Source organism: Undibacterium sp. 14-3-2 (genome assembly GCF_016595265.1).
Classification (GTDB): Bacteria; Pseudomonadota; Gammaproteobacteria; order Burkholderiales; family Burkholderiaceae_D; genus Undibacterium; species Undibacterium aquatile.
In genome coordinates this window covers 184454-205304 of sequence record NZ_JAENGS010000003.1, presented here as the reverse complement: position 1 = coordinate 205304, position 20851 = coordinate 184454, and the positions used below count along the sequence as shown (strand labels likewise).

Here is a 20851-nt window from a genome sequence, read left to right as displayed (position 1 = left end):
TAAGCTTATTTGGGTAATGATGCCTGATATTGATGATAGCCGCGTGCGCGCAATTCGCAGGCAGGGCAGGTACCGCAACCATGACCCCAGTCGTGCAATTGACCGCGTTCGCCGAGATAGCAGGTATGCGTATCGGCGCGGATCAGATCAATCAGGCTTGTACCGCCGAGCTGTCCCGCAAGTTCCCAGGTTTGCGCTTTATCTATCCACATCAGTGGTGTTTCCAGTTTGAGCCGGGTCGCCATGCCCAGATTCAGAGCGACTTGCAAGGCTTTCATGGTGTCGTCGCGGCAATCCGGATAGCCGGAAAAATCGGTTTCACACATGCCTCCCACCAATACATTCAAGTCGCGGCGATAGGCGAGTGTGGCTGCTACCATCATGAACATCAGATTGCGCCCCGGTACGAAGGTATTCGGCAAGCCGTTAGCCTGCATTTCTATGGCAATATTTTCCGTCATTGCCGTATGGGATAATTGCGAAATCAACGACAGATCTATCATGTGATCTTCGCCAAGCCGCGCTTGCCATTCTGGCGAGAAACTGCGGATTTTCTCCAATAAGGTCGGACGCACCGTCAACTCGATTGCATGGCGCTGGCCATAATCGAAACCGATGGTTTCCACGTGGGCATAACGCGACAATGCCCATGCGAGACAAGTGGTGGAGTCCTGCCCGCCGCTGAACAACACCAGCGCACGGTCGTTATTACTAAATTTATTCATTTTGCAAACTAAAAATAAGGATGGATGAAGTAGGGAGAAACCCTTTGTACTTCATTCTGTCATGATGGTAAGGTTCGTGTGAGATGAATGTTATCGCAAGCCCATGAGTTTTCCTAAAAAATTTCTATCCTCCTCGTTTTTGTCCGTCATCGATCAGGGCATGCTGAGTGCCCTGAACTTCTGCATCGGCGCTTTGCTGATCCGCCTGGTAGATAAAGACGATTATGGCCTGTATGGTCAGTTATATGCTGGCGGGCTGCTAGCGGGTCTGATCGTAGATTCATGGATAGCCGGGCCGCTGACAACGGTCGCCAGTGCTGTGCATGAAAATACCCGCAAACTTTTGTTACGCCGTTACTGGCAGCGGCAGATATTCTGGACGGTGGCGATGGGCATAGCGGCGTTTCTGATCGTCGAATTTGTCCCAGCCGCCACGCATCATAGTAATAAAAACTGGTTAATGGCGGCCGCGTTCGGCCTCTACGTGATCGGCAATGGCCTGCGCGAATATGGTCGCACTGTCGGCTTTATACAATCCGACATTCACAGCGTATTGCGGCAGGATCTGGTGTACGTCGCGGCGGTGTTGGCAGGGATGCTCAGTTTGTATTTATTTGAAGTGATCGATGTTGCCCATGTTTTTATCGTGCTGGCATCTGCTTCATTTCTATGTGCGTTATTTGGACGCCATCGCATCATGGATCGCACGGCAACGCAGGCCAGTCAGGTTGATGCGGAAGACGTTGATATTCTGCATGAACATCAGGAAACCATACGCGGCCATGGTCGCTGGGCGGTGCTGGGGGTCATCGTAGGCTGGCTGTCAAATTACAGTTACGTCTATCTTTCCGGCGCCTGGCTGGGGCTGGCGGCGATTGCTGACCTGAATGCGTCGCGTTTGTTGCTGATGCCTATTCCGTTGGCAGTGGCAGCCTGGTCCCGGGTCGCACGACCAGAAGCGAGTCGTCTGATGGCAGAGCATAACTGGAGCGGTCTGCGCAAGCTGACCATCGTTTCTATCTTAGGCATCGAACTCGTTGTGTTTGCGTATGTGGGCGCGATGTTACTGACTTTGCCGTGGTTGGAAGCGTATGTGATCGGGAGCAAATACAGCGGCCTCGGACCTTTGATTATGCTGTGGGGTGGCTATTTCGCAATCAATTCTGTACGCACGATAGGAACGTCATGGCTGATGAGCGGCGGCGCTTTTCGCTCTATGTTTTTTCTGGGAACGGTCACCTTGATACTGGTGGTGCTGATTACCTATCAGGCGATTCCGTATTGGGGCGCTGCCGGTGCAATCTTTGCGCTGATCGCTGTCGAAGTGTTTGAAACGGTGGTGGTCTGGAAATATATTTTGCCCGCTTTACAGAAACGCCCTCAACCGCAATCACCCGCCTGAACAGTGATGTTACGACCGCCTCATCGGTGTGGATGGCATTCTGAAGCATTTTTTGACCGGCTGGAGACCCAATAAATACGCGGGGTTCCAGCGGTCATTCATTTGTCGGTATTGGTGCAGCGATGCACGCCATATTCCATCATTCCGGCCATACTCATCGTTATTTCTTCACGCTTTCTATGATCTGATCAACATAGTCGCCATCCGCATCGCTGAATTTCAGACGTACCGGATACCAATCGAGGGCAGGTGCAAGCCAGATATCGAGCGCCTGATCTTTAGAATCCGGCGGCGGAGCTTTACTGATATGGATCGTCGAGAACTCACCCAGAGGCGTGCTGGTTTTTTCACTTGCCAGCACTTTGAAACTCCAGGGCTCGGCATCGCGCCGTCCGGCGACAAACATTTTCCACTCGCTGCCCGGTTTGAACTTATCACCAGCGGCACGCGCATACGCAATCAGTTGCCAGGTGGCGCTGGTTCTGTCTTGTTCGCCGCCTTTCAGCGTGTAGGTTTCATCCGAGGCGGTAAAGCGCAGGGTTTTGCTGTCGTGCTCGAAGCTGGTGATGGTCTCTGGTTTGCGAAAACGTTTTTCGACAAATTTTTCCGGTGCCAGACCGTAATCACTGATATGACCCTGACTGCTGGCATCGAGGATTTTGCCGACCAGCATCGCGCGCGTTTCTGTCACGATGCTGTATTTTTTGTCGTTGACTTCCCATTTGACGGTCGCCGCACCACCCAGCGGAATGCCGCTTTGCTTTGCCTTGATGGTGTATGAAAGTTCTGCTGTCGGTGGTAGATTAAAGGCCATCTTATTAAAATGTTCCGTTGTGCCTGCGTTTGCCAGCGTAGTGCTAAGAGCAGCGCTGGTAAGTACAGCGGCGATCAGACGAAGAAAAAAAGGGTGGGACATATCATTTTCCAGAAGTGGATTGAAGCTGAATTTTACTGACCGTCTGCGTCGTGACGGCGCCGTTCGTTTCAGTATTGCGGATTTGTACCGGATACCACTGATACGCAGGTGCGAACCAGAGTTCCAGCGTGGAGTTATACAGTCCAGTGCGCGGCGGGCGCTTGACGTGCCAGGTCATGATTTTGCCGAGCGCCGTATCAATTTCTTCCTGGCCGATGACGACGAAGATGAACTGGTTCGCATCACGATCCTCTGCAACTTGCACTGATATTTGTCTGCCCGGCTGAAACTGTTCGGGCGAGGCGATTCCTAATCCCGCCAGTTGCATAAAGATTGTCGCCCGGTCTTGCGCACCTTTGCTCAGCTCGGTGTTTTTATTCGATGATGAAAAGCTCAGCTGGTTGGCATCGTAATCAAAATACGTGGCCGTTTCGCTGCGCCCCCGCCGCGTTTCGCTCATACGCTTAGGTTGTATTCCATTCGCGGACAGATTGCCTTCGCTTTGCAGCTTGTACAAATTCAGGCTGGTGAACAGCAAATCCAGCGATGCCTGCACTTGCATCTGATATTGGCCGTCTTGCGCTTGCCAGCTGATCTCGCCGAGGCCATATACCGGGTTCATATTCGGCGAAATGCGCACGACTTTCATATGCATTTTGCCGGATGGCGGCGCGGTGATTTTCAGTCCGGCTAATTCGGTCACTGGATTATCCGCATTATTGGTGCTGGCTGCCGACGCTGCGGCTGTTGCTGGCACTGGTTCCGGCGCAGATATCTCTTGTGCCGGAGATGCAAGCTCCTGATTTGGTGCGGGTTCGGCTACGGGTGTTGTTGGTGCTGCTTCCGCATCGCTTGCTGCCGTGGGCGGCGTGTCGTTCAGTGTTTGATCCGACTTGACTGCTGTGGTCGCCAGTGTTGCTGTCTTTCTGCGTGCCTGTGGTTTTGGCTTTACTTTTTGGGGAGCTTGAACAGCGTGCGCGATGGTAGCCGGGGCTTCTTTTAACTGAACTTCTATGCTGGTGGTTGCCGGTGTCGCCGCTGGCTTTTCGGTAACAAGGCTTCCCGACAGTAAATGCCATAAAAATAGGTGAAAAGCGATCGCCATGCCTGTAAAGATCAGGGCGCGAGAGCGGAAGCGGGCAGGTAAAGTGGAAAGGGTAATGCGATTCATGGCGACAGTGTAAACGCTTGCAGGTTTAGCTGCGATGACATTGCAGGAATTTTATACGGCGTAGAATGCAGGTCTTTGCCTCAGTATCACTTTTGATTATTTATTTCTGGTTATGACATTTTTTCTGCGCGTCACTATAGCTGCATTCCTGAGCCTGCCGTTTTCAATATCCCTTGCCGTAACGTCTAAAGAACCTTTGCCACCGATACGCATTGCGATGATCGATGGGATGAGCGCGGCGTTCACGAATGCTGGTGAAGCGGTGCAGCGTAATCTGCAAATTACGATCGACAACATCAATGCGCGCGGCGGTGTTCGCTTGCCGGATGGCCAACATGCGCTGAGCCTGAGCGTGTTCGATAACAAACAAGGTGTGGAAGAATCCCTGACCTTGTTACGGCAGGTGACTGATCAGAAAATTCCTTTCGTGGTGCAGGGCAACAGTTCTGCGGTTGCTGTGGCGCTGATCGATGCGATCAACAAACATAACCAGCGCACGCCTGATCACCGTGTATTGTTTCTGAATTATTCTGCCGTTGACCCTGTGTTGACGAATGAAAAGTGCAGTTTCTGGCATTTCCGTTTTGATGCGCATGCGGATATGCGCATGAACGTGCTGACCGAAGTTATTAAAGACGACAGCCGCGCCAAAAAAGTGTATCTGATCGGGCAGGATTATAGTTTTGGGCGCCAGGTTGGTAAATCGGCACGCGCGATGCTGGCGCGCAAACGGCCGGATATCAGCATTGTCGGCGAAGATCTGCACCCGATAGGCAAGGTCAAGGATTTCGCACCTTACGCCGCAAAAATCAAAGCCAGCGGCGCGGATACTGTGATCACCGGCAACTGGGGCAATGATCTGACTTTGCTGGTAAAAGCAGTCAAAGAAGCCGGGATGAACATCAAGTTTTACACTTTCTATGCGAATGGCTTGGGCGCGCCGGCCGCGATCGGTGACGCAGGCATAGGGCGGGTGCGTGCGGTGGCCGAATGGCATCCGAATGTCGGCGGCAAAGCGAGCGACGATTTCTATCAGGCATTCCGTAAGCGCTATCCTTTGGCAAAGGATGATTACGTGCATCTGCGTATGCAACTGATGCTGGAAATGCTGGCCAGCGCGATAGAAAGGGCTAAATCTACCGAAGCAGCAGCGGTAGCACGGGCGCTGGAAAATGCGAGTTTCAGCAATGGTTTTCACCAGGCACTGATGCGCGCGGAAGATCATCAGTTATTGCAGCCTTTATATGTATCTGTTATGCAGAAAAAAGGGGATGATGGGACACGTTTTGATAACGAAGGTAGCGGTTATGGTTTTAAAACCGAGCGATTCTTTGAATCCGGATTGACTGCATTACCCAGCTCATGCAAGATGGAGAGACGTTAGCAGAACGCTATTCAGTCTTCACATGCAGTGTCATCATGGCGTTCAGACAGCGCCTACATAAGGAGTCTACCGATGAGCAATCCTTTTTCTGGTTCTGATATTCCCGGCATGAATTCTATGGGTGACCCGCTCGGATTTATCAAAAAACTCTGGGGCAGTATGAATGTTCCGGGCATGGTCGCACCGCCGATGTCGGTTGATGAACTGGATAAAAAAATTCAGGATCTGAAAACCGTAGAATCGTGGCTGAATGTGAATATGAACATGTTGCGCGGCACGATACAGGCGCTCGAAGTGCAGCGTGCCACGATTGCGACATTGCAATCACTGGGTGAAAATTTTGCCCAGCACATGCAGCAGGCAAGTGCGCAAGCCAATGCACAAGCCAGTACCGCGCAGACGGATATTCCGAAACCCGGTTCGTTTAACGCTTCTGATCATACCAGTTGGCCTATGCCACCGGCAGCGGCGCCTGCACCAGCGCCAGAGCAGGAGTCAGCACCTGAGTCGGTACCAGAGCCTGAACCAGAAAGTATTCCGCCGCAAGCAGCGGAGACTGCAGAGAAAACGCCAGGCTCCGCCTCTGGCAATGATGCCGGCACGCCGTTTGCGAACCCGGCAGCCTGGTGGAATTTGCTGCAGAATCAATTCAAGCAAGCGGTTAGTCAGGCAATGGAAGGCGATGGTCTGGCAAAAGAAACACTGAGTAAAGCGGATGCGACGAAGCCAAAAACGAATGCACGCCCAGGAAAATCTGCGACAGCTTCAGCAACAACAGCGGCAAAACCAACAGCGAAAGCGAGTGGCTCTGCTGCTACCAAATCAAAAAATAAAACCGGAGTGAGCAGCAAGACCGCAAGCAAAAGTACACCAAAAACGGCCACAAAAACAGCAGCTAAAGCAACTACAAAAACGCCGCAAAAATAATAAGTCATCTGTGTCTTTTGCCCCGAAAATTCAACGTAAAGTGACATCATGCGACATATAGAACGACACAAAACGCACCGCATAGGCTGGCTGCGTGCCGCTGTGCTAGGGGCTAACGACGGTATTGTTTCAACGGCCAGTCTGGTACTCGGTGTGGCGGCAGCCGGAGCGGCCTCCAAAGATATTCTGATTGCGGGAGTTGCTGCGCTGGTAGCTGGCGCAATGTCGATGGCAGCGGGGGAATACGTATCGGTCAGCTCGCAGGCGGATACTGAAACGGCGGATCTTGAACGCGAGCGCAAAGAGCTGGCGGCAGATCCTGCGCATGAGCATGAAGAATTGCGGGATATTTACATTGCCCGTGGCCTCGATGCAGAACTGGCGGCTGCGGTGGCGACTCAGTTGATGGCACACGATGCACTCGGTGCGCATGGTCGCGACGAGTTGGGGATTTCCGATGCATTGGCGGCAAGGCCTGTACAGGCGGCTCTGTCATCGGCAGCCACTTTTTCAGTGGGAGCAGTATTACCTTTGCTGGTGGTTTTCTTGTTTCCCGTTCATTGGCTGATGTGGTCGGTCGCAATCAGTGCGCTGCTGTTTCTTGCTTTACTGGGGTCGGTTGCGGCGTATGCCGGTGGTGCCTCGGTGATGGTGGCTGCTGCCCGCGTTACCTTCTGGGGGGCACTGGCGATGGCGCTGACGGCCGGCGTCGGTGCCTTGTTTGGCGTTGCGGCCTGAGGCTGTCTGCATTCTTTCCGTAGCTGTCTTGAATTCTTGTGAATGCGTATCAGTGTGTCAGTATGCAAAATGACATCCGCAAAAAAGCCCGGCTCGCCGGGCTTTTTTTACACTGACAAAATTGAATCAGCTAAGAGCCAGTGCCAGTGCTGTTTTTACATCTGTATCAGTCCAGTTAATCACACGGCTTTCCGACGTGTTACTGCAGGTGAGTTTGACCTGTGTGGTTGAAACGAATTGCACGCCAACATTGACGCATGTCGAACCTGCGGTACCGACAGCCACCGTGTATTGTCCGCTGGCAGGACGCTGACTCATATTGGTTGCGTCAGCATTGACGACGAGATTGCTGGATGTGACAACCCGATTGGCGTTGCCATGATTACGGGTATAAGTAAAGCCGCTGGTCGTACTCAGGCTGCTGCCGTTATTGGTGCTGATGCTGGAAACCGACCCCACGCTGAAGCTTGAGCCAGTTGTCAGGGAGATACCCAGGGTGCCATTCATCACCTGCGTCATTTCCTTGCCCGCAGTTGATGTGTCGTCGGTCGCGCTGAAATTGATGGTGTTAATCGTATAGCGTGTTGTGCCTATGCTGCTGCCATCTTTTACAGTGATATCGCCATTATTTTGCAGTGTCGCTGATTTGATGGTGCCGACTTGTACCGGGATACCGGTCAGTCCGCCCAGGTAGCCGTTATCTGCCGGGAATTTACGGATGCAATTGCTCATCGTTGTCAGACTGGTGATATACGAAGCACTACCGCCACCACCACAACTGCCGCTGTTGCCAGCGATGACTGCCAGATCGTGAAAATTTGCCAGCATTTGCGTACCAGTCCAGCTTTCAGCGAATACCGTCAGTGCTTCGGTTAATCCCGCGCTCGTGGTTCCTGTTGTTGAGCCTGATGTCTTGCTGGTATCGTCGCCACCACAAGCGCTGAGAGCGGCGATCATAGTGATCATGAGCAGACTGTTTTTGATAACTGATTTCATATACGTCCTTGAAAAAATCGGCTGACATTTCATGATGAGCAGGTCAGGTCTGCCCCATAAACAACATGGTAAACCTGTATTGTAACGGGCAATATTCAAGATGGCAGTTCTATTCACACGGATTCAGTCATCAGAAGGAAGTTTATGAATTGTTGTCTAGCCTGCGTATCGCCGCTAATGCTTCTCTGGTCCATTGTATGCGCCCCTCTTCGTAGGCGATTCCTGCTTTCAGAATCAGATAGTGAATTTCGCCTTCACGTGACAGCGATGGCGCGTTGAAGTCTCGTTCTTCGATTTTCCGGTAATTGGCTAATTCTTGTTCATGCAGATGCAGGCGTTTTTCCAGTTCCTCGCTGATTCCCAACGGACCGATGGCCGCTTCAGCCCGCAGTTTCAGCATCAATTCATCGCGCAGGCGCAGCGGGGTGGCGCTTTCTGCTGCCCAGCGCTGCAATTCTGCACGTCCTGCGGGCAAAACGTCGAATTGCTTTTTACCCGCGCGGCCACCTTCGACCTCACTTGAGCTGACCCAGCCGTGTTCCTCCATACGTGCGAGTTCACGATAAATTTGCTGATGCGTCGCATGCCAGAAATAGCCGATGGATTTATCAAAGCGGCGTGCCAGTTCATAACCGGAACAGGGTTTTTCAATCAGGGAAGTCAATAAGGCGTGGGGTAGAGACATAACAGCACTAGAGGAATTATTCGAGCTTGGTTGACTACATTTTATATGCAACCAGTTGCATATATAAAGTTGTTTCGTTATTCTCTCGCTATCTCTTGTATCGTCTGTTCCATATGACAGATACTGTTTTTCTCCAATAAGGAAACGCCATGTCTTTCTATCCTCACCTGAGCAAACCGCTTGATCTGGGCTTTACCACTTTGCCAAATCGCCTGTTAATGGGTTCCATGCACGTTGGCCTGGAAGAGGTGGACAATGGTTTTGAACGTATGGCGGCATTCTATGCAGAACGCGCGCGCGGTGGCGTTGCGCTGATCGTGACTGGTGGTATCGCGCCGAATGAGCGCGCGCGCCCCATGCATGGCGGCGCGATGCTGACGACCGAAGGAGAAGCGGCACATCACCGCATCGTGACTGATGCTGTGCATCGTGAAGGTGGCAAAATCGCGATGCAGATTTTGCATTTCGGACGTTATTCGTATCAGCCTACGCTGGTCGCACCAAGCGCGATCAAAGCGCCGATTAACCCGTTCACGCCGCATGCGTTGACGACCGAGGAAGTTGCTCAGACGATAGATGACTTCGTTCGCTGTGCCGGTCTGGCGCAATCTGCAGGTTATGACGGCGTCGAGGTGATGGGTTCGGAAGGCTATCTGATCAATGAATTTATCGCTGCTCGCACGAACCAGCGTGACGACGAATGGGGTGGCGCGTATGAAAACCGCATCCGTTTTCCTGTCGAAATCGTGCGCCGTATCCGCGAAAAAGTCGGCAGCAATTTCATCATCATCTATCGCCTGTCCATGCTCGATCTGGTTGAAGGCGGCTCCACGCTGGACGAAGTCATTCAACTTGCCAAAGCAATTGAGGCCGCAGGAGCGACGATTATCAATACCGGCATAGGCTGGCATGAAGCACGTATCCCGACGATTGCAACTAAGGTGCCGCGTGCGGCTTATGCCTGGGTAACGCAGAAACTTAAAGGCCAAGTGAGTATCCCACTGATCGCGACGAACCGTATCAATACACCGGATGTGGCTGAGCAATTGCTGGCAGATAATTTCTGCGACATGGTCTCGATGGCGCGTCCTTTATTGGCCGACCCATTGTTCATGCGCAAGGCAGAACAAGGCAAGGCAGATGAGATTAACACCTGCATCGGTTGTAATCAGGCGTGTCTGGATCACACTTTCGGCGGCAAGATTACGTCTTGTCTGGTGAATCCGCGCGCGTGTCATGAAACCGAGCTCGTCAATGCAAAGCTGGATAAGCCCAAGCGTATCGCTGTTGTCGGTGCCGGACCTGCAGGTCTGAGTTTCGCAACGACTGCCGCCAGCCGCGGGCATGATGTCACCTTATTTGATGCGGGAGCCGAGATCGGTGGGCAATTCAATATTGCGAAACAAGTGCCGGGCAAAGAAGAGTTTTATGAAACCCTGCGTTACTTTGCGAAGCAGATCACGCTGACCGGAGTCAAACTCCGTTTGAATACGCTGGTCACTGCCGATGAATTGAGTTCCTTTGATGAGATCGTGCTGGCAACGGGCATCACACCACGGACGCCGGAAATTGAAGGCGTGACTCATCCAAAAGTATTGAGCTACCTCGACGTGCTGCGGGACAAGAAAGCCGTTGGTAAGAGCGTGGCAATTATCGGCGCCGGAGGCATAGGATTTGACGTGGCGGAATACCTGAGTCATAGCGGCACCAGCCCTAGTCTGGACCCGAAAAAATTCTTTGCGGAATGGGGCGTGGATACCAGCTATCAGACTGTTGGCGGTTTGGCAGAAGCAGATATTGAAAAGCCGGCTCGACAAATTTTCTTGTTACAGCGTAAGGTCTCTAAAGTGGGCGACGGACTGGGTAAAACCACAGGCTGGATACATCGTACCGGGCTGAAAAACCGCGGCGTGCATATGTTTGCCGGTGTCACTTACAACAAGATTGATGATGCGGGCTTGCATGTGACTATCGATGGTCAGCAAAAAACACTGCCAGTCGATAACGTCATTCTGTGTGCAGGTCAGGAACCGCGCCGTGATTTGCAGGCGGCTTTGGAAGCAGCAGGAAAAACCGTGCATCTGATCGGCGGCGCTGATGTTGCTGCAGAACTGGATGCCAAACGGGCGATTAATCAGGGTACACGCCTGGCAGCAACGATCTGATAAAAAAAGGGAGGAGACATTGATGAATCAACTGCACCCACAAGCAGCGGCATCTTTACAACGCTGGCATCAGATGATTGCTGCACGTGATCTTAACGGACTGGAGGAGATCGTTCATCCCGAAGCTGTATTTCGCTCACCGATGGCGCATCAGCCATACGCCAGCGCGCAGGCGGTCGTGCTGATCCTGAGTACGGTGATACAGGTATTTCAGGATTTTACTTATCACCGCGAATTTGTGTCTGACGACGGGCTCAATGTGGTGCTTGAATTCAGTGCCCGGGTTGGCGACAAGCAGCTCAAGGGGATTGACATGATTGCATTCGACGATACCGGCAAGATACGGGATTTTGAAGTGATGGTCAGACCGATGAGTGGCTTACAGGCGCTGGGTCAGGAAATGGGCGCAAGACTGGCACAATATTTACCTGCCTATAAAGCTGCTAAAACTGCTAAAGCAGCAGAGTGATTCTGACAAATACCAGATACTGCGGCAGGTATTGCCGCATATTCGGTATGCGCCTACTTGTTCGCTGCCCGCTTTAAAAAACGCATCAGACCGCCGAGCACCGGGAGCTTTTCGTACAGTTCTTCTGCAGCATCCCAGTAATCCCTGTGCATGGTGACACGTCCATCGGTGGCAAAGCAGATATGGGTCGCACCGCGTATGCATTGTTCTTCCCTGCTGAAACGCTTCATCGTGAACAGGAAATCCCAGCATAAAAATGCATTGTCGCCTTGCAGTACGGTGGAGGTGACCAGAAAACGCGGTTGATCCACCTGCTCAAACATATGCAGAAAAATCCGCCTGATATTGTTGGTGCCGCGCACTTCATTAAACGGGTCTTTGAAATACGCATCTTCGGTATAAATCCGGCCAATATCATCGACCCCGTTGAGGCTGATGGTTTCAAAAAAACTCACCAGTTTATCCAGACTGGCCTGATGTTCCTGAGGGCTCATTTATAGTCCTGTCACTTTATGTACAAGATAAAAATAACCGCGATAAGGCAGCAAACGTGCCAGTCGCAGCCAGTTGGTAAAACGTTTAGGGAAATGAATATGAAATTCTCCTTGCTCCAGACCCCGCACCAATGCTTGCGCTGCAGCCGGTGCTGTCATTAAGGCCGGCATATCAAAATCGTTATTTGCCGTCATCGGCGTGGCGACAAAGCCGGGATTAATCATGTACACCCCAATATTTTTCGGATGCAGATCCACATATAGTGATTCGCACAGATTTATGATCGCCGCCTTACTTGGCCCGTATGCCAGTGCTTTTGGCAACCCGGAATAGCCAGCAACCGAACCGACGATGCCGATACCACCTGCACCCTGTTTTAACAAGGTGGGCAGTATTACCTCCAGGCACTGATACACCCCACGCACATTGACGTCGAGCACGTGGTTGGCGTCAGCGAGATTAAAACTGTCTGCCCGCATTTCATTGTAGGCGCCGGCGACCACTAAAACCAGATCAAGCTGTTGCCACTCTGCGAGCAACTGCGTATGCGCTGTTTGTAAACTGACGAGATCTGTCATGTCCAGTGGCAAGACCAGTGCTTTCGGGTAAGCTTGAGCAATGTGTCGCAGTTGCTCCCGGTTACGGGCAGAGAGAGCGACTGTCGCGCCTTTAGTCAGCAGCAGCCGTGCTACTTCGGCGCCGATCCCGGTTGATGCGCCGATGATCCAGACACGTTTTCCTTGCCAGTCGCGGATGCGCGGATTCATTTTGTCTGCCCATCGCGTTTCGTGAATGACAAGGTGACACCGCCGAGATCAACGCCAAATTTGCGCATGATCGCGCGGTTCAGCATGACTTTGTCATCCATCAGCACCATCACATCGTCAAAATCAACGTGATACACAGTGCCGTCAACAGGAAGTGCCAACACATAATTCCAATGCAGCGTGTTACCTGAAACGATGCCCTGCGCTTCTCCGATCACGTCCGGGGCAGTACCAGTAAAGCGGCCAGGCGCAGTCTGTTTCAAGGTCCAGATACGTTTTTGCTTAGTGCCGTCAGAGTAAGTAAAGTCTTCATCCAGCGTGCCGGTATCGCCATTCCATTGGCAACGCATGACGACGGTGAAGCGTTTGACTATCTTGCCGGATCGATCCTGAAACATACCCCAGGCGTCGAGCGTGCCATTAAAGTACTGCTGCAATACGAGCTGTGGTTTTTCGCTTGCATACAGTGCAGGATCGTATTTGCTGGCACAAGATACTGACAATAAACATGCCGCCAGCAAGACTGTATTTTTAAACGCGTGGTGTAGTTTCATAGTGTCTTTCAGCGGTGACGGGAACGAATTATTGAGACGTATCCTGATTACCCAGCAACTTGTTGCGTAAATCAGGCGCAGAGGTTTTTTTGTCTAACCAGATCGCAAAAAAAGAGTGTGCAAATTCCGGGTCGCGAATTTCACCGAGGAGTCTGCCGTTCAGATAAAAACGCGCCGCTTCATTCGGAATATGAATGCCGGTAATCCGGCTGCCTTCTTTGACATCCGGAAAAATTCCCTTCATCTGAAGCAGCCATTGCTGCCGTTTTTCCGTTGTGCCGAGTTTCAGTTTGCCGATTTCATCGATGCTGGCTTCGGCGATTTTGCTGCCATAGAGATTTCTGGCGTAGGTCAGATCCAGCGCGAAACGTTGGCGGATGTCGGGTGGGCTTCCTGCCGACATCCAAAGCGCCGCGTCATAAATGGCCAGACCGAACCAGCGATAGGTGCCTGTTCCCTGCAATACTGCCTGCGGTATCTCATCGCGTATCGGCGGCGGTGCCTCAGTTGCCGCAGCCTGAACACTAAAGGCCAGACTGCAGATGCTCAGCAAGAGAGTCGACAGATACCGGTGTGCGGTAACGGTTATCATTTTTTGACCAAGGTAAATTGCGCCACGTCGATATTGCCAGCGCGGAATCCTGCTTCGCAATACGCGAGATAAAATTCCCAGGTACGTAAAAATTCGTCGTCGAATCCCTGTGCCCTTACTTCCGCCAGTTTTTCCATGAATGCTTTGCGCCACTCAAGCAATGTGCGTGCGTAATCCAGACCGAAGGTAAAAGTATCAATGACCTGTAAGCCGTATTGCTCAGCCAGTTGGTGAAATTTTTCTATCGACGGCAACATACCGCCGGGAAAAATATATTGCTGAATGAAATCGGTACCTTTGCGATAACGCTCAAATAATTCATCAGCAATCGTGATGCTTTGTATGCAGGCTCGCCCGCCTTGTTTCAGATTACGTTGAAGACAGGCGAAATAGCCAGGCCAGTATTCTTCTCCGACTGCTTCAAACATTTCTATCGAAGCGATGGCATCGTAGTCACCGTGGGCATCGCGGTAATCCTGTATCTGCAGATCGCTGCGTGCATGCAGACCGGCGCGTTGCAGGCGTTCGCGGGCAAAATGTAATTGCTCGGTGGAGAGTGTCAGTCCTGTCACATGCGCCTGCGCATCGCGTGTTGCCATCTCAGCGAAACCACCCCAACCGCAACCGATTTCCAGCACTTTCGCTTGCGTGGGCAGATTCAGTTGTTGCAGGATGCGGCGGTATTTCATCTGTTGCGCATCGTGCAGACTTTCCACCTGATCCGAGGAAAAGATGGCGCTGGAATAGGTCATGGAAGGGTCCAGCCACAGACGATAAAAGTCGTTACCGATATCGTAGTGGGCATGAATATTTTTTTTACTGCCCGCTTTCGAGTTCCGGTTCAACAGATGTTTGATGCGGTACAAAAGATTGCCCCACCAGGTGCCGTAGATGACGGATTCGAGTTGTGCGCGGTTGCGCGTGATCAACTCTATCAGTCCCGCCAGATGCGTGCTTGTCCAGTGACCGGCAATATAGCTTTCGGCAAAACCGATGTCGCCGGATTTCAGTACTGCGCGGCAGAGCTGCCAGTTGTTCATTTCCAGCATCACGTGGCGGTTGCCGTCATCGGCACGGCCAAAGCGCGCGATTTGCCCATCCGGAAACTGTATGCTCAGACTACCGTGCTCCAGCCGGTTCAGTAAACCAATAACGAAGCGGGCTTCGGCAGGAAACTTCGTGGTGTTCAGTTGTTTAGTCTGACTGCTGTCGGGTAACAAAGTAGGATGCAAAGTGCTCATCGGCTAACCTCTTGCGATGGTGGAGTTGGTTTGGAAAAAAATGGAACTCGTTTTAACCACAGGCGCAATGCTTGCAGATGGATGCGGGCAACGACACCGAAAGTCATCAGCGGGTAGCGCAACATCACTTTGACGATCTGTTGATCCGTCATTGCCTGCTCCTCACCAGAAACGCTGGTGATCAGCAGCGGTCCCTGGTGGTCGTCATAATCAATTCTGGCAATGTGACGGATGTTGCGCAGCGCATCGTGCTGCTGTGTCTGCAAAAAACGGAAGCGATAATTGCCTTCTACTTCACAGAAAGGCGAGACATGAAAGATTTTTTTTGCATGTAGTTCCTGTCCGTTGAGCAGCGTGTCGCCTTGCTCCAGTAAATAGACATGCTTTTCACCAAAGGTATTGCGAACCTCACAGACAATCGCTCTGAGGCTGCCATCGCTGCGGTGGCAAAACCAGAAAGACACAGGATTAAACACATAGCCAAGCACACGTGGAAAACATTGCAGCCAGATTTCGCCATCAGCATCGTTGATGCCGTGCTCGTGCAATATCGCATCGAGCCAGTTGCTGAGCGGCTGCTGACCATCGCCATGATCTTTGTCAAAAAATGACAGCAGATTGAAGCGGTTATGTGAAAAAAAACGGCTGCCTGATTTTATGGTTTCAGTCGTTGTTGTGTTCGTCAGCGAGCGTAGCGGAATACGGATAAAAAAGACGCCGTAGCGAAACGCATTTTTTGCCGGGCGCAAGCGCTTATGCATGACTTCGCCCGTGCACAGACGTATTGTCGATGCAGCAGTTTGCTGGTTCAGGAATGAGGTGTCTGGCTGTGTCATTTCTTTCATTTGCCTGATGTGTAACAACAAGGTTTAGGCGGCGAGTACGAGAGGCGATGCCAGCGTCTGGCCAGCAATAATATTTTTTGCGACTCGCAAGCCAGATTTCAGCCCATCTTCGTGGAAGCCATAAGCTGTCCATGCACCTGCAAACCATATCTGACGTTGCCCCTGTATCTGATTCAGCATTGTTTGTGCCTTGACTGCCGCAGCATCAAATACAGGGTGGGCATAATCAAAGCTAGCGATCACTTTTTCCGGTGCGGGTGCATCAATCGGATTCAGGCTGACGATGACCGGGGTTGTGAATGGCAGCGGTTGCAACTGATTGATCAGATAATGCACGCAGACTTGTGGCTCTTTTCCATTCGCACTCTGGTAATTCCATGCCGACCAGGCTTTGCGGTTCTCTGGCAGGCAGCTGGCGTCGGTGTGCAGTACCGCCCGGTTAGGCTGGTATTTCACTGCCGATAATATCTGTTGTTCCGCGGTGGTGCTGTCTGTCAGCATTTTCAACGACTGATCGCTGTGTGTCGCCATGACGACGTGGTCAAACTCTTCAATGCCTCGTGCTGATATTACGCTGACCCGTCCTGATGCACTGTTCTGTACCGCACTGACTGGCGCATGCAGATAGGTGTGGGCAATATGTGGCAGAAGCTGATCGACATAATGTCTGGCTCCGCCTTTGACCGTGCGCCATTGCGGCCTGTCGTTGACCTGCAATAAGCCGTGGTTGTGGCAAAAATTGACGAACGACGATAAAGGAAATTCCATCATGGTCTCAGTCGGGCAAGACCAGATGCAGGCGGCCATCGGCAACAGATACCAGTGAATAAACTCCTCACTGTAACGATGCTGCTGCAAAAATTGACCTAGCGGAATGTGGAAATCATGCGTTGCGTCCGCTTTTGCCAAGGCGGTCGTCTGTTTATTAAAGCGCAGGATGTCACGTAACATGCGCAGAAAGCGTGGGTTCAACAGGTTACGTCGTTGCGTGAATACCGTATCCAGGTTGGCACCAGCCCATTCCAGATGGCGTCCGGCTATCGGCATTTTGACCGAGAATGACATGTCAGTGGCGACGGTTTCTATCTGCAAATCTTTAAATAACCTGACGAGATTTGGATAGGTTTTGTGGTTAAACACAAGGAAACCGGTATCGACACCATAAGTTTTTCCTTCCAGCGTCACATCAACGGTATGCGTGTGTCCGCCAAAATAACTGTCTGCCTCAAACAGACTGACTTCGTGGTGTGCGCGGGATAATTCATAAGCGCAGGAGAGGCCGGAGATGCCGGAACCAATGACCGCAATTTTCATCATTTTTTATCGATAAAGTTTTCTGTATTGATGCAGACCAGTCTGTCTGCATCGCCGACTTCTTCTGCCGCCAACGGTGTTAATGATTCGCAGGGACACGCATTGCATGTTGATTCTCCCCCGTCAGCGATACGCATGAGTTAAAATGTGACCTTGAATTTCATTTCGTGACTGATCAGTCACGAAATATACTACAAAGTCTAATGTCGTACATAAAAAGATGCTAAAACTGAAAATTCCCTTTAAAAAGCAACAATTTGATGCGCGCGAAGAGGCGATCATTGATGCTGTTAATCGCCTTTTGTCCGACAAAGGGTATGACTTGATGACGATGGACGATGTTGCTGATGCGGTCGGTATTGCGAAGGGCAGTCTGTACAAACATTTTTCTTCGAAAGAAAAGCTTGCTGCAGCGGCGCTGACACGCTTGTTAAAAGCGACGCAGGAAGAATTAGATACCTTACCAGAAGACTTGCCTGCAATAGAAAAAATTAAACATATACTCGCATGGTCGCTACGCTTACGTTTGCAAGGCGGCGTGCCGCATTTACCGTCGACGAGCCGCGCTTTGCAACGCAGTCTGATGCTCAATTTTGATTATGTAACAGTCGCTTTACGGATCAATAAGCGTTTTTATGCGCTGGTGGCCACCGCGCGCGAACAGGGGGCTTTGACAGCCATGGTGCCAGATGATGTGCTGGTGTACACCTTGTATTCGCGCGCCTGCGATCCGACGATGGAATTCCTGGTGCGTGACCAGCGTCTGAGTCACGAACAGATCGTTGACGCTATGGTGCACGCCACCATAGGTGGATTTTTATCAGAGCAGGCCAGAACACCGATTGCGTAACGCAAACTCTCTTTTCTGACTGTTCCTGCAAACCGACGCTGTACCACATCAGAAAAAAAAGGCTGGAAGCCCGCATAAACAGGGGCTTCCAGCCTTTTTTTCAACGGCGTTTGTATGTAGGCCGTCAGCTTATTCCGCCAGCGCTTTTTCTATATCGGCGACCAGCTTTTTATCGTCCGGCTTAGTCATGCTGCTGTAAGCGGCAACAACGTTGCCTTTACGATCGATCAGGTATTTGTAGAAATTCCACTTCGGCGTTGTGCCTGTCGCTTTGACCAATTGAGCGTGCAGCGGATTGATGTCTTTGCCGGTCACGGATGACTTGGCAAACATAGGAAACTTCACACCATAGGTGTTGTAGCAGAAATCGGCGATTTCCTTACTGTTGCCCGGCTCTTGCTTGCCGAAATCATTCGACGGAAAACCGAGCACCACCAGACCTTTGCTACTGTATTTGGCATAGGCTTTTTCCAGCCCTTCGTATTGATTGGTAAAGCCGCAATAACTGGCGGTATTGACGATCAACGCAACTTTGCCTTTGTACTGGCAAAGATCTTGCGGCGCATCGTCTTGCAGGCGATTGAATTTGTGATTCAGGATGGCCGGGCAGGCATCCGCTTCCTCAGCGAAGGCCGGGCTGCTGATTGCAGCCAGACTGCCAATGATGGCGGAACAAACAACAGAATACACAACAGAATGTCGCAGCATGGAGGTCTCCTTCATGAAAGAAGCACATAGTAGCCCAGCCGCTAAAAAGCTGCTGATCAGGCTCTTTATATGAAAAATGAATATAGATCGTAAAAATACTTCGTTTTCAAATATAAAGTCGCGAATTATTCTGACATCCTCGTTAAACACTGATTCCAAGGATTCCAGATGAAAGCAAAAAAATTCCTGCTCCTCGCCAGCTTCGCGTTTGCCGGTGCGATTCACGGTGCAGCCCAAGCTGCAGACATCACGCTGCTGAATGTTTCCTATGATCCGACGCGCGAACTGTATCAGGACGTGAATCAGGCGTTTGCAAAACAATGGCAGGCAAAAACCGGCGACAAAGTCACGATCAAACAGTCGCATGGTGGCTCCGGCAAACAGGCACGTTCGGTGATCGATGGTCTGGATGCCGATGTCGTGACACTCGCGCTGGCGTATGACATCGACGCGATTGCGAATGTGGGTTTGCTGTCAAAAACCTGGCAAAAGCGTCTGACACACAATGCTTCGCCTTACACATCCACCATCGTTTTCCTCGTGCGTAAAGGTAATCCTAAAGGCATTAAAGACTGGGCCGATCTGATTAAGCCCGGCGTATCTGTGATTACTGCGAATCCGAAAACTTCCGGCGGTGCGCGTTGGTCGTATCTGGCGGCGTATGGTTATGCGCTGAAATTGCCAGGCGGTAGCGACGCGTCGGCAAAAGAATATGTGCAAAAGCTGTTTAAAAATGTGCCTGTGCTGGATTCCGGTGCGCGCGGTTCAACGGTGACATTTACCGAACGCGGTATTGGCGACGTGCTGTTGTCATGGGAAAACGAAGCCTATCTGGGACTCAAAGAATTCGGCGCGGATAAATTTGAAATCATCACACCGTCCATCAGTATTCTGGCTGAGCCACCGTTGTCCGTCGTCGATAAAGTGGTCGATAAACGCGGTACACGCAAAGTGGCTGAGGCTTATCTGAATTACCTCTACACCGACGAGGCACAAGACATTATCGGTAAAAATTTCTATCGTCCGGTCAGTGAAAAAGCGGCGAAAAAATATGCCGGACAATTCTCGAAAATCAAGCTATTCAATATTGATGACACCTTCAGTGGCTGGACTGTCGCTCAGAAAACCCATTTTGCCGATGGCGGTGTATTTGATCAGATTTATCAGCCAAATAAAAAATAATTGACGCTATCGAGCGCATTGAAGGAATCACTATGACTATTCTCCTGCTTTCCGGTAGCCCGTCTTCGCCGTCGCGCTCCACTCGTCTGCTGCAGTATGCCGGTGAGAAACTCAATGCGCTCGGACAACGTACCGTCAGCCTGCATGTCCGCGATCTGCCGGCGGAAGCGCTGATGAATGCGGATTTTTCCGATACCGAACTGAATGTCGCCAGATTATTGGTCGAGCGCGCCGATGCGCTGGTGATTGCCACGCCGATTTACAAAGCGGCTTACAGCGGCTTGTTAAAAGCATTTTTAGACATACTGCCGCAAGATGGTCTGAGCGGAAAAATCGTATTGCCATTGGCGACAGCGGGTAGCCAGTCGCACATGCTGGCACTCGATTACGCCTTGCGCCCGGTGCTGACATCGCTGTCGGCACGTCATGTACTGCCGGGCGTCTATGCAACCGATGCACAGGTTCAGTGGCACGAACAGCAAGGCTTACAGTTGGATGCCGCGATAGCGCAGCGAGTTGCTGACGGCGTGCAATTGTTGGCCGAGAGCCTCTCGTCTTTACGGCATATACAGGCATCGAAACCAGCAGTCGCAGAACTGATGTGCTGTCGTGCCTGAATTGTGCCTGACTTGCACCTGAGCTCATGCGGGTTCAGGAAATGACAGGTTCATCAATCGTGCTTTTCTGAACCGCTGCAACACCGGATATTTACCAGCAATCCCGTA

At 51.4% G+C, this 20851-nt stretch carries 22 protein-coding genes; 9 read left to right on the top strand and 13 right to left on the bottom strand.

Annotated elements, in window-relative coordinates; genetic code table 11:
• Nucleotides 1-5: 5 nt before the first annotated feature.
• Complete coding sequence (gene queC, locus Undi14_RS08855) at nt 6-725, bottom strand: 7-cyano-7-deazaguanine synthase QueC (protein ID WP_186897690.1); 720 nt, start codon at nt 723-725, stop codon at nt 6-8.
• 103 nt (nt 726-828) lie between these two features.
• Here queC and Undi14_RS08850 point away from each other — a divergent pair, with 103 nt between their 5' ends.
• A complete protein-coding gene (locus Undi14_RS08850; protein ID WP_200179552.1) occupies nt 829-2127 on the top strand; it encodes a lipopolysaccharide biosynthesis protein in 1299 nt (432 codons plus the stop codon).
• Between the two features lie 160 nt (nt 2128-2287).
• Here Undi14_RS08850 and Undi14_RS08845 read toward each other — a convergent pair whose 3' ends face one another.
• Nucleotides 2288-3043, bottom strand: coding sequence for a DUF3108 domain-containing protein (locus Undi14_RS08845; protein WP_200179549.1), 756 nt, complete (start codon nt 3041-3043; stop codon nt 2288-2290).
• A 1-nt stretch (nt 3044) separates the two neighbouring features.
• Nucleotides 3045-4214: a DUF3108 domain-containing protein gene (locus tag Undi14_RS08840; RefSeq protein ID WP_200179547.1), complete on the bottom strand. Its 1170-nt coding sequence runs from the start codon at nt 4212-4214 to the stop codon at nt 3045-3047.
• Between the two features lie 112 nt (nt 4215-4326).
• Between Undi14_RS08840 and Undi14_RS08835 the strand changes: the two genes are divergently transcribed.
• The 3 genes from Undi14_RS08835 (at nt 4327) to Undi14_RS08825 (ending at nt 7263) form a co-directional block, all read left to right on the top strand.
• Nucleotides 4327-5598 (top strand): branched-chain amino acid ABC transporter substrate-binding protein, encoded by a 1272-nt coding sequence (locus Undi14_RS08835; RefSeq protein ID WP_200179546.1) that lies wholly within the window; start codon nt 4327-4329, stop codon nt 5596-5598.
• Between the two features lie 72 nt (nt 5599-5670).
• A complete protein-coding gene (locus tag Undi14_RS08830; RefSeq protein ID WP_200179545.1) occupies nt 5671-6525 on the top strand; it encodes a PhaM family polyhydroxyalkanoate granule multifunctional regulatory protein in 855 nt (284 codons plus the stop codon).
• A 48-nt stretch (nt 6526-6573) separates the two neighbouring features.
• On the top strand, nt 6574-7263 hold the full coding sequence (locus Undi14_RS08825) for a VIT family protein (protein ID WP_200179544.1): 690 nt from the start codon (nt 6574-6576) through the stop codon (nt 7261-7263).
• Nucleotides 7264-7389: 126 nt separating this feature from the next.
• Here Undi14_RS08825 and Undi14_RS08820 read toward each other — a convergent pair whose 3' ends face one another.
• Both Undi14_RS08820 and Undi14_RS08815 read right to left on the bottom strand, forming a co-directional pair.
• Nucleotides 7390-8259: a hypothetical protein gene (locus Undi14_RS08820; RefSeq protein WP_200179543.1), complete on the bottom strand. Its 870-nt coding sequence runs from the start codon at nt 8257-8259 to the stop codon at nt 7390-7392.
• 142 nt (nt 8260-8401) lie between these two features.
• The gene (locus Undi14_RS08815) at nt 8402-8944 is read right to left on the bottom strand and encodes a PadR family transcriptional regulator (protein ID WP_200179542.1); all 543 of its coding nucleotides are present in this window, start codon (nt 8942-8944) and stop codon (nt 8402-8404) included.
• 149 nt (nt 8945-9093) lie between these two features.
• On the opposite strand from Undi14_RS08815, the gene Undi14_RS08810 reads away from it, so the two are divergent.
• Both Undi14_RS08810 and Undi14_RS08805 read left to right on the top strand, forming a co-directional pair.
• Nucleotides 9094-11109 carry an NADPH-dependent 2,4-dienoyl-CoA reductase gene (locus tag Undi14_RS08810; protein WP_200179541.1) on the top strand — a complete coding sequence of 672 codons (2016 nt, stop codon included), beginning with the start codon at nt 9094-9096 and terminating at the stop codon, nt 11107-11109.
• Nucleotides 11110-11131: 22 nt separating this feature from the next.
• Nucleotides 11132-11578, top strand: coding sequence for a nuclear transport factor 2 family protein (locus Undi14_RS08805; RefSeq protein WP_200179539.1), 447 nt, complete (start codon nt 11132-11134; stop codon nt 11576-11578).
• A 53-nt stretch (nt 11579-11631) separates the two neighbouring features.
• On the opposite strand, the gene Undi14_RS08800 is transcribed toward Undi14_RS08805, so the two are convergent.
• The 7 genes from Undi14_RS08800 to Undi14_RS08770 are packed head-to-tail and all read right to left on the bottom strand — an operon-like array spanning nt 11632 to nt 17386.
• Nucleotides 11632-12072 carry a nuclear transport factor 2 family protein gene (locus tag Undi14_RS08800; RefSeq protein WP_200179537.1) on the bottom strand — a complete coding sequence of 147 codons (441 nt, stop codon included), beginning with the start codon at nt 12070-12072 and terminating at the stop codon, nt 11632-11634.
• Nucleotides 12073-12840 (bottom strand): SDR family NAD(P)-dependent oxidoreductase, encoded by a 768-nt coding sequence (locus Undi14_RS08795; RefSeq protein ID WP_200179527.1) that lies wholly within the window; start codon nt 12838-12840, stop codon nt 12073-12075. It lies immediately after the preceding gene.
• Nucleotides 12837-13394: a DUF3833 domain-containing protein gene (locus Undi14_RS08790; RefSeq protein WP_200179524.1), complete on the bottom strand. Its 558-nt coding sequence runs from the start codon at nt 13392-13394 to the stop codon at nt 12837-12839. Before Undi14_RS08790 ends, Undi14_RS08795 begins: the two co-directional genes overlap by 4 nt.
• A gap of 28 nt (nt 13395-13422) precedes the next feature.
• The gene (locus tag Undi14_RS08785) at nt 13423-13986 is read right to left on the bottom strand and encodes a chalcone isomerase family protein (RefSeq protein ID WP_200179522.1); all 564 of its coding nucleotides are present in this window, start codon (nt 13984-13986) and stop codon (nt 13423-13425) included.
• On the bottom strand, nt 13983-15227 hold the full coding sequence (locus Undi14_RS08780) for a cyclopropane-fatty-acyl-phospholipid synthase family protein (protein WP_200179520.1): 1245 nt from the start codon (nt 15225-15227) through the stop codon (nt 13983-13985). Before Undi14_RS08780 ends, Undi14_RS08785 begins: the two co-directional genes overlap by 4 nt.
• Complete coding sequence (locus tag Undi14_RS08775; protein WP_200179957.1) at nt 15224-16063, bottom strand: DUF1365 domain-containing protein; 840 nt, start codon at nt 16061-16063, stop codon at nt 15224-15226. Before Undi14_RS08775 ends, Undi14_RS08780 begins: the two co-directional genes overlap by 4 nt.
• Before the next feature lie 33 nt (nt 16064-16096).
• Entirely contained in the window at nt 16097-17386 is a 1290-nt protein-coding gene (locus tag Undi14_RS08770) for an NAD(P)/FAD-dependent oxidoreductase (RefSeq protein ID WP_200179955.1), read from the bottom strand.
• 220 nt (nt 17387-17606) lie between these two features.
• Here Undi14_RS08770 and Undi14_RS08765 point away from each other — a divergent pair, with 220 nt between their 5' ends.
• Nucleotides 17607-18236: a TetR/AcrR family transcriptional regulator gene (locus Undi14_RS08765; RefSeq protein WP_200179518.1), complete on the top strand. Its 630-nt coding sequence runs from the start codon at nt 17607-17609 to the stop codon at nt 18234-18236.
• Nucleotides 18237-18365: 129 nt separating this feature from the next.
• On the opposite strand, the gene Undi14_RS08760 is transcribed toward Undi14_RS08765, so the two are convergent.
• Nucleotides 18366-18944: a glutathione peroxidase gene (locus Undi14_RS08760; RefSeq protein WP_200179516.1), complete on the bottom strand. Its 579-nt coding sequence runs from the start codon at nt 18942-18944 to the stop codon at nt 18366-18368.
• Nucleotides 18945-19112: 168 nt separating this feature from the next.
• On the opposite strand from Undi14_RS08760, the gene Undi14_RS08755 reads away from it, so the two are divergent.
• Entirely contained in the window at nt 19113-20126 is a 1014-nt protein-coding gene (locus Undi14_RS08755; protein ID WP_200179513.1) for a sulfate ABC transporter substrate-binding protein, read from the top strand.
• 32 nt (nt 20127-20158) lie between these two features.
• Complete coding sequence (gene ssuE / locus Undi14_RS08750) at nt 20159-20743, top strand: NADPH-dependent FMN reductase (RefSeq protein WP_200179511.1); 585 nt, start codon at nt 20159-20161, stop codon at nt 20741-20743.
• The last annotated feature ends 108 nt before the right edge of the window (nt 20744-20851 follow it).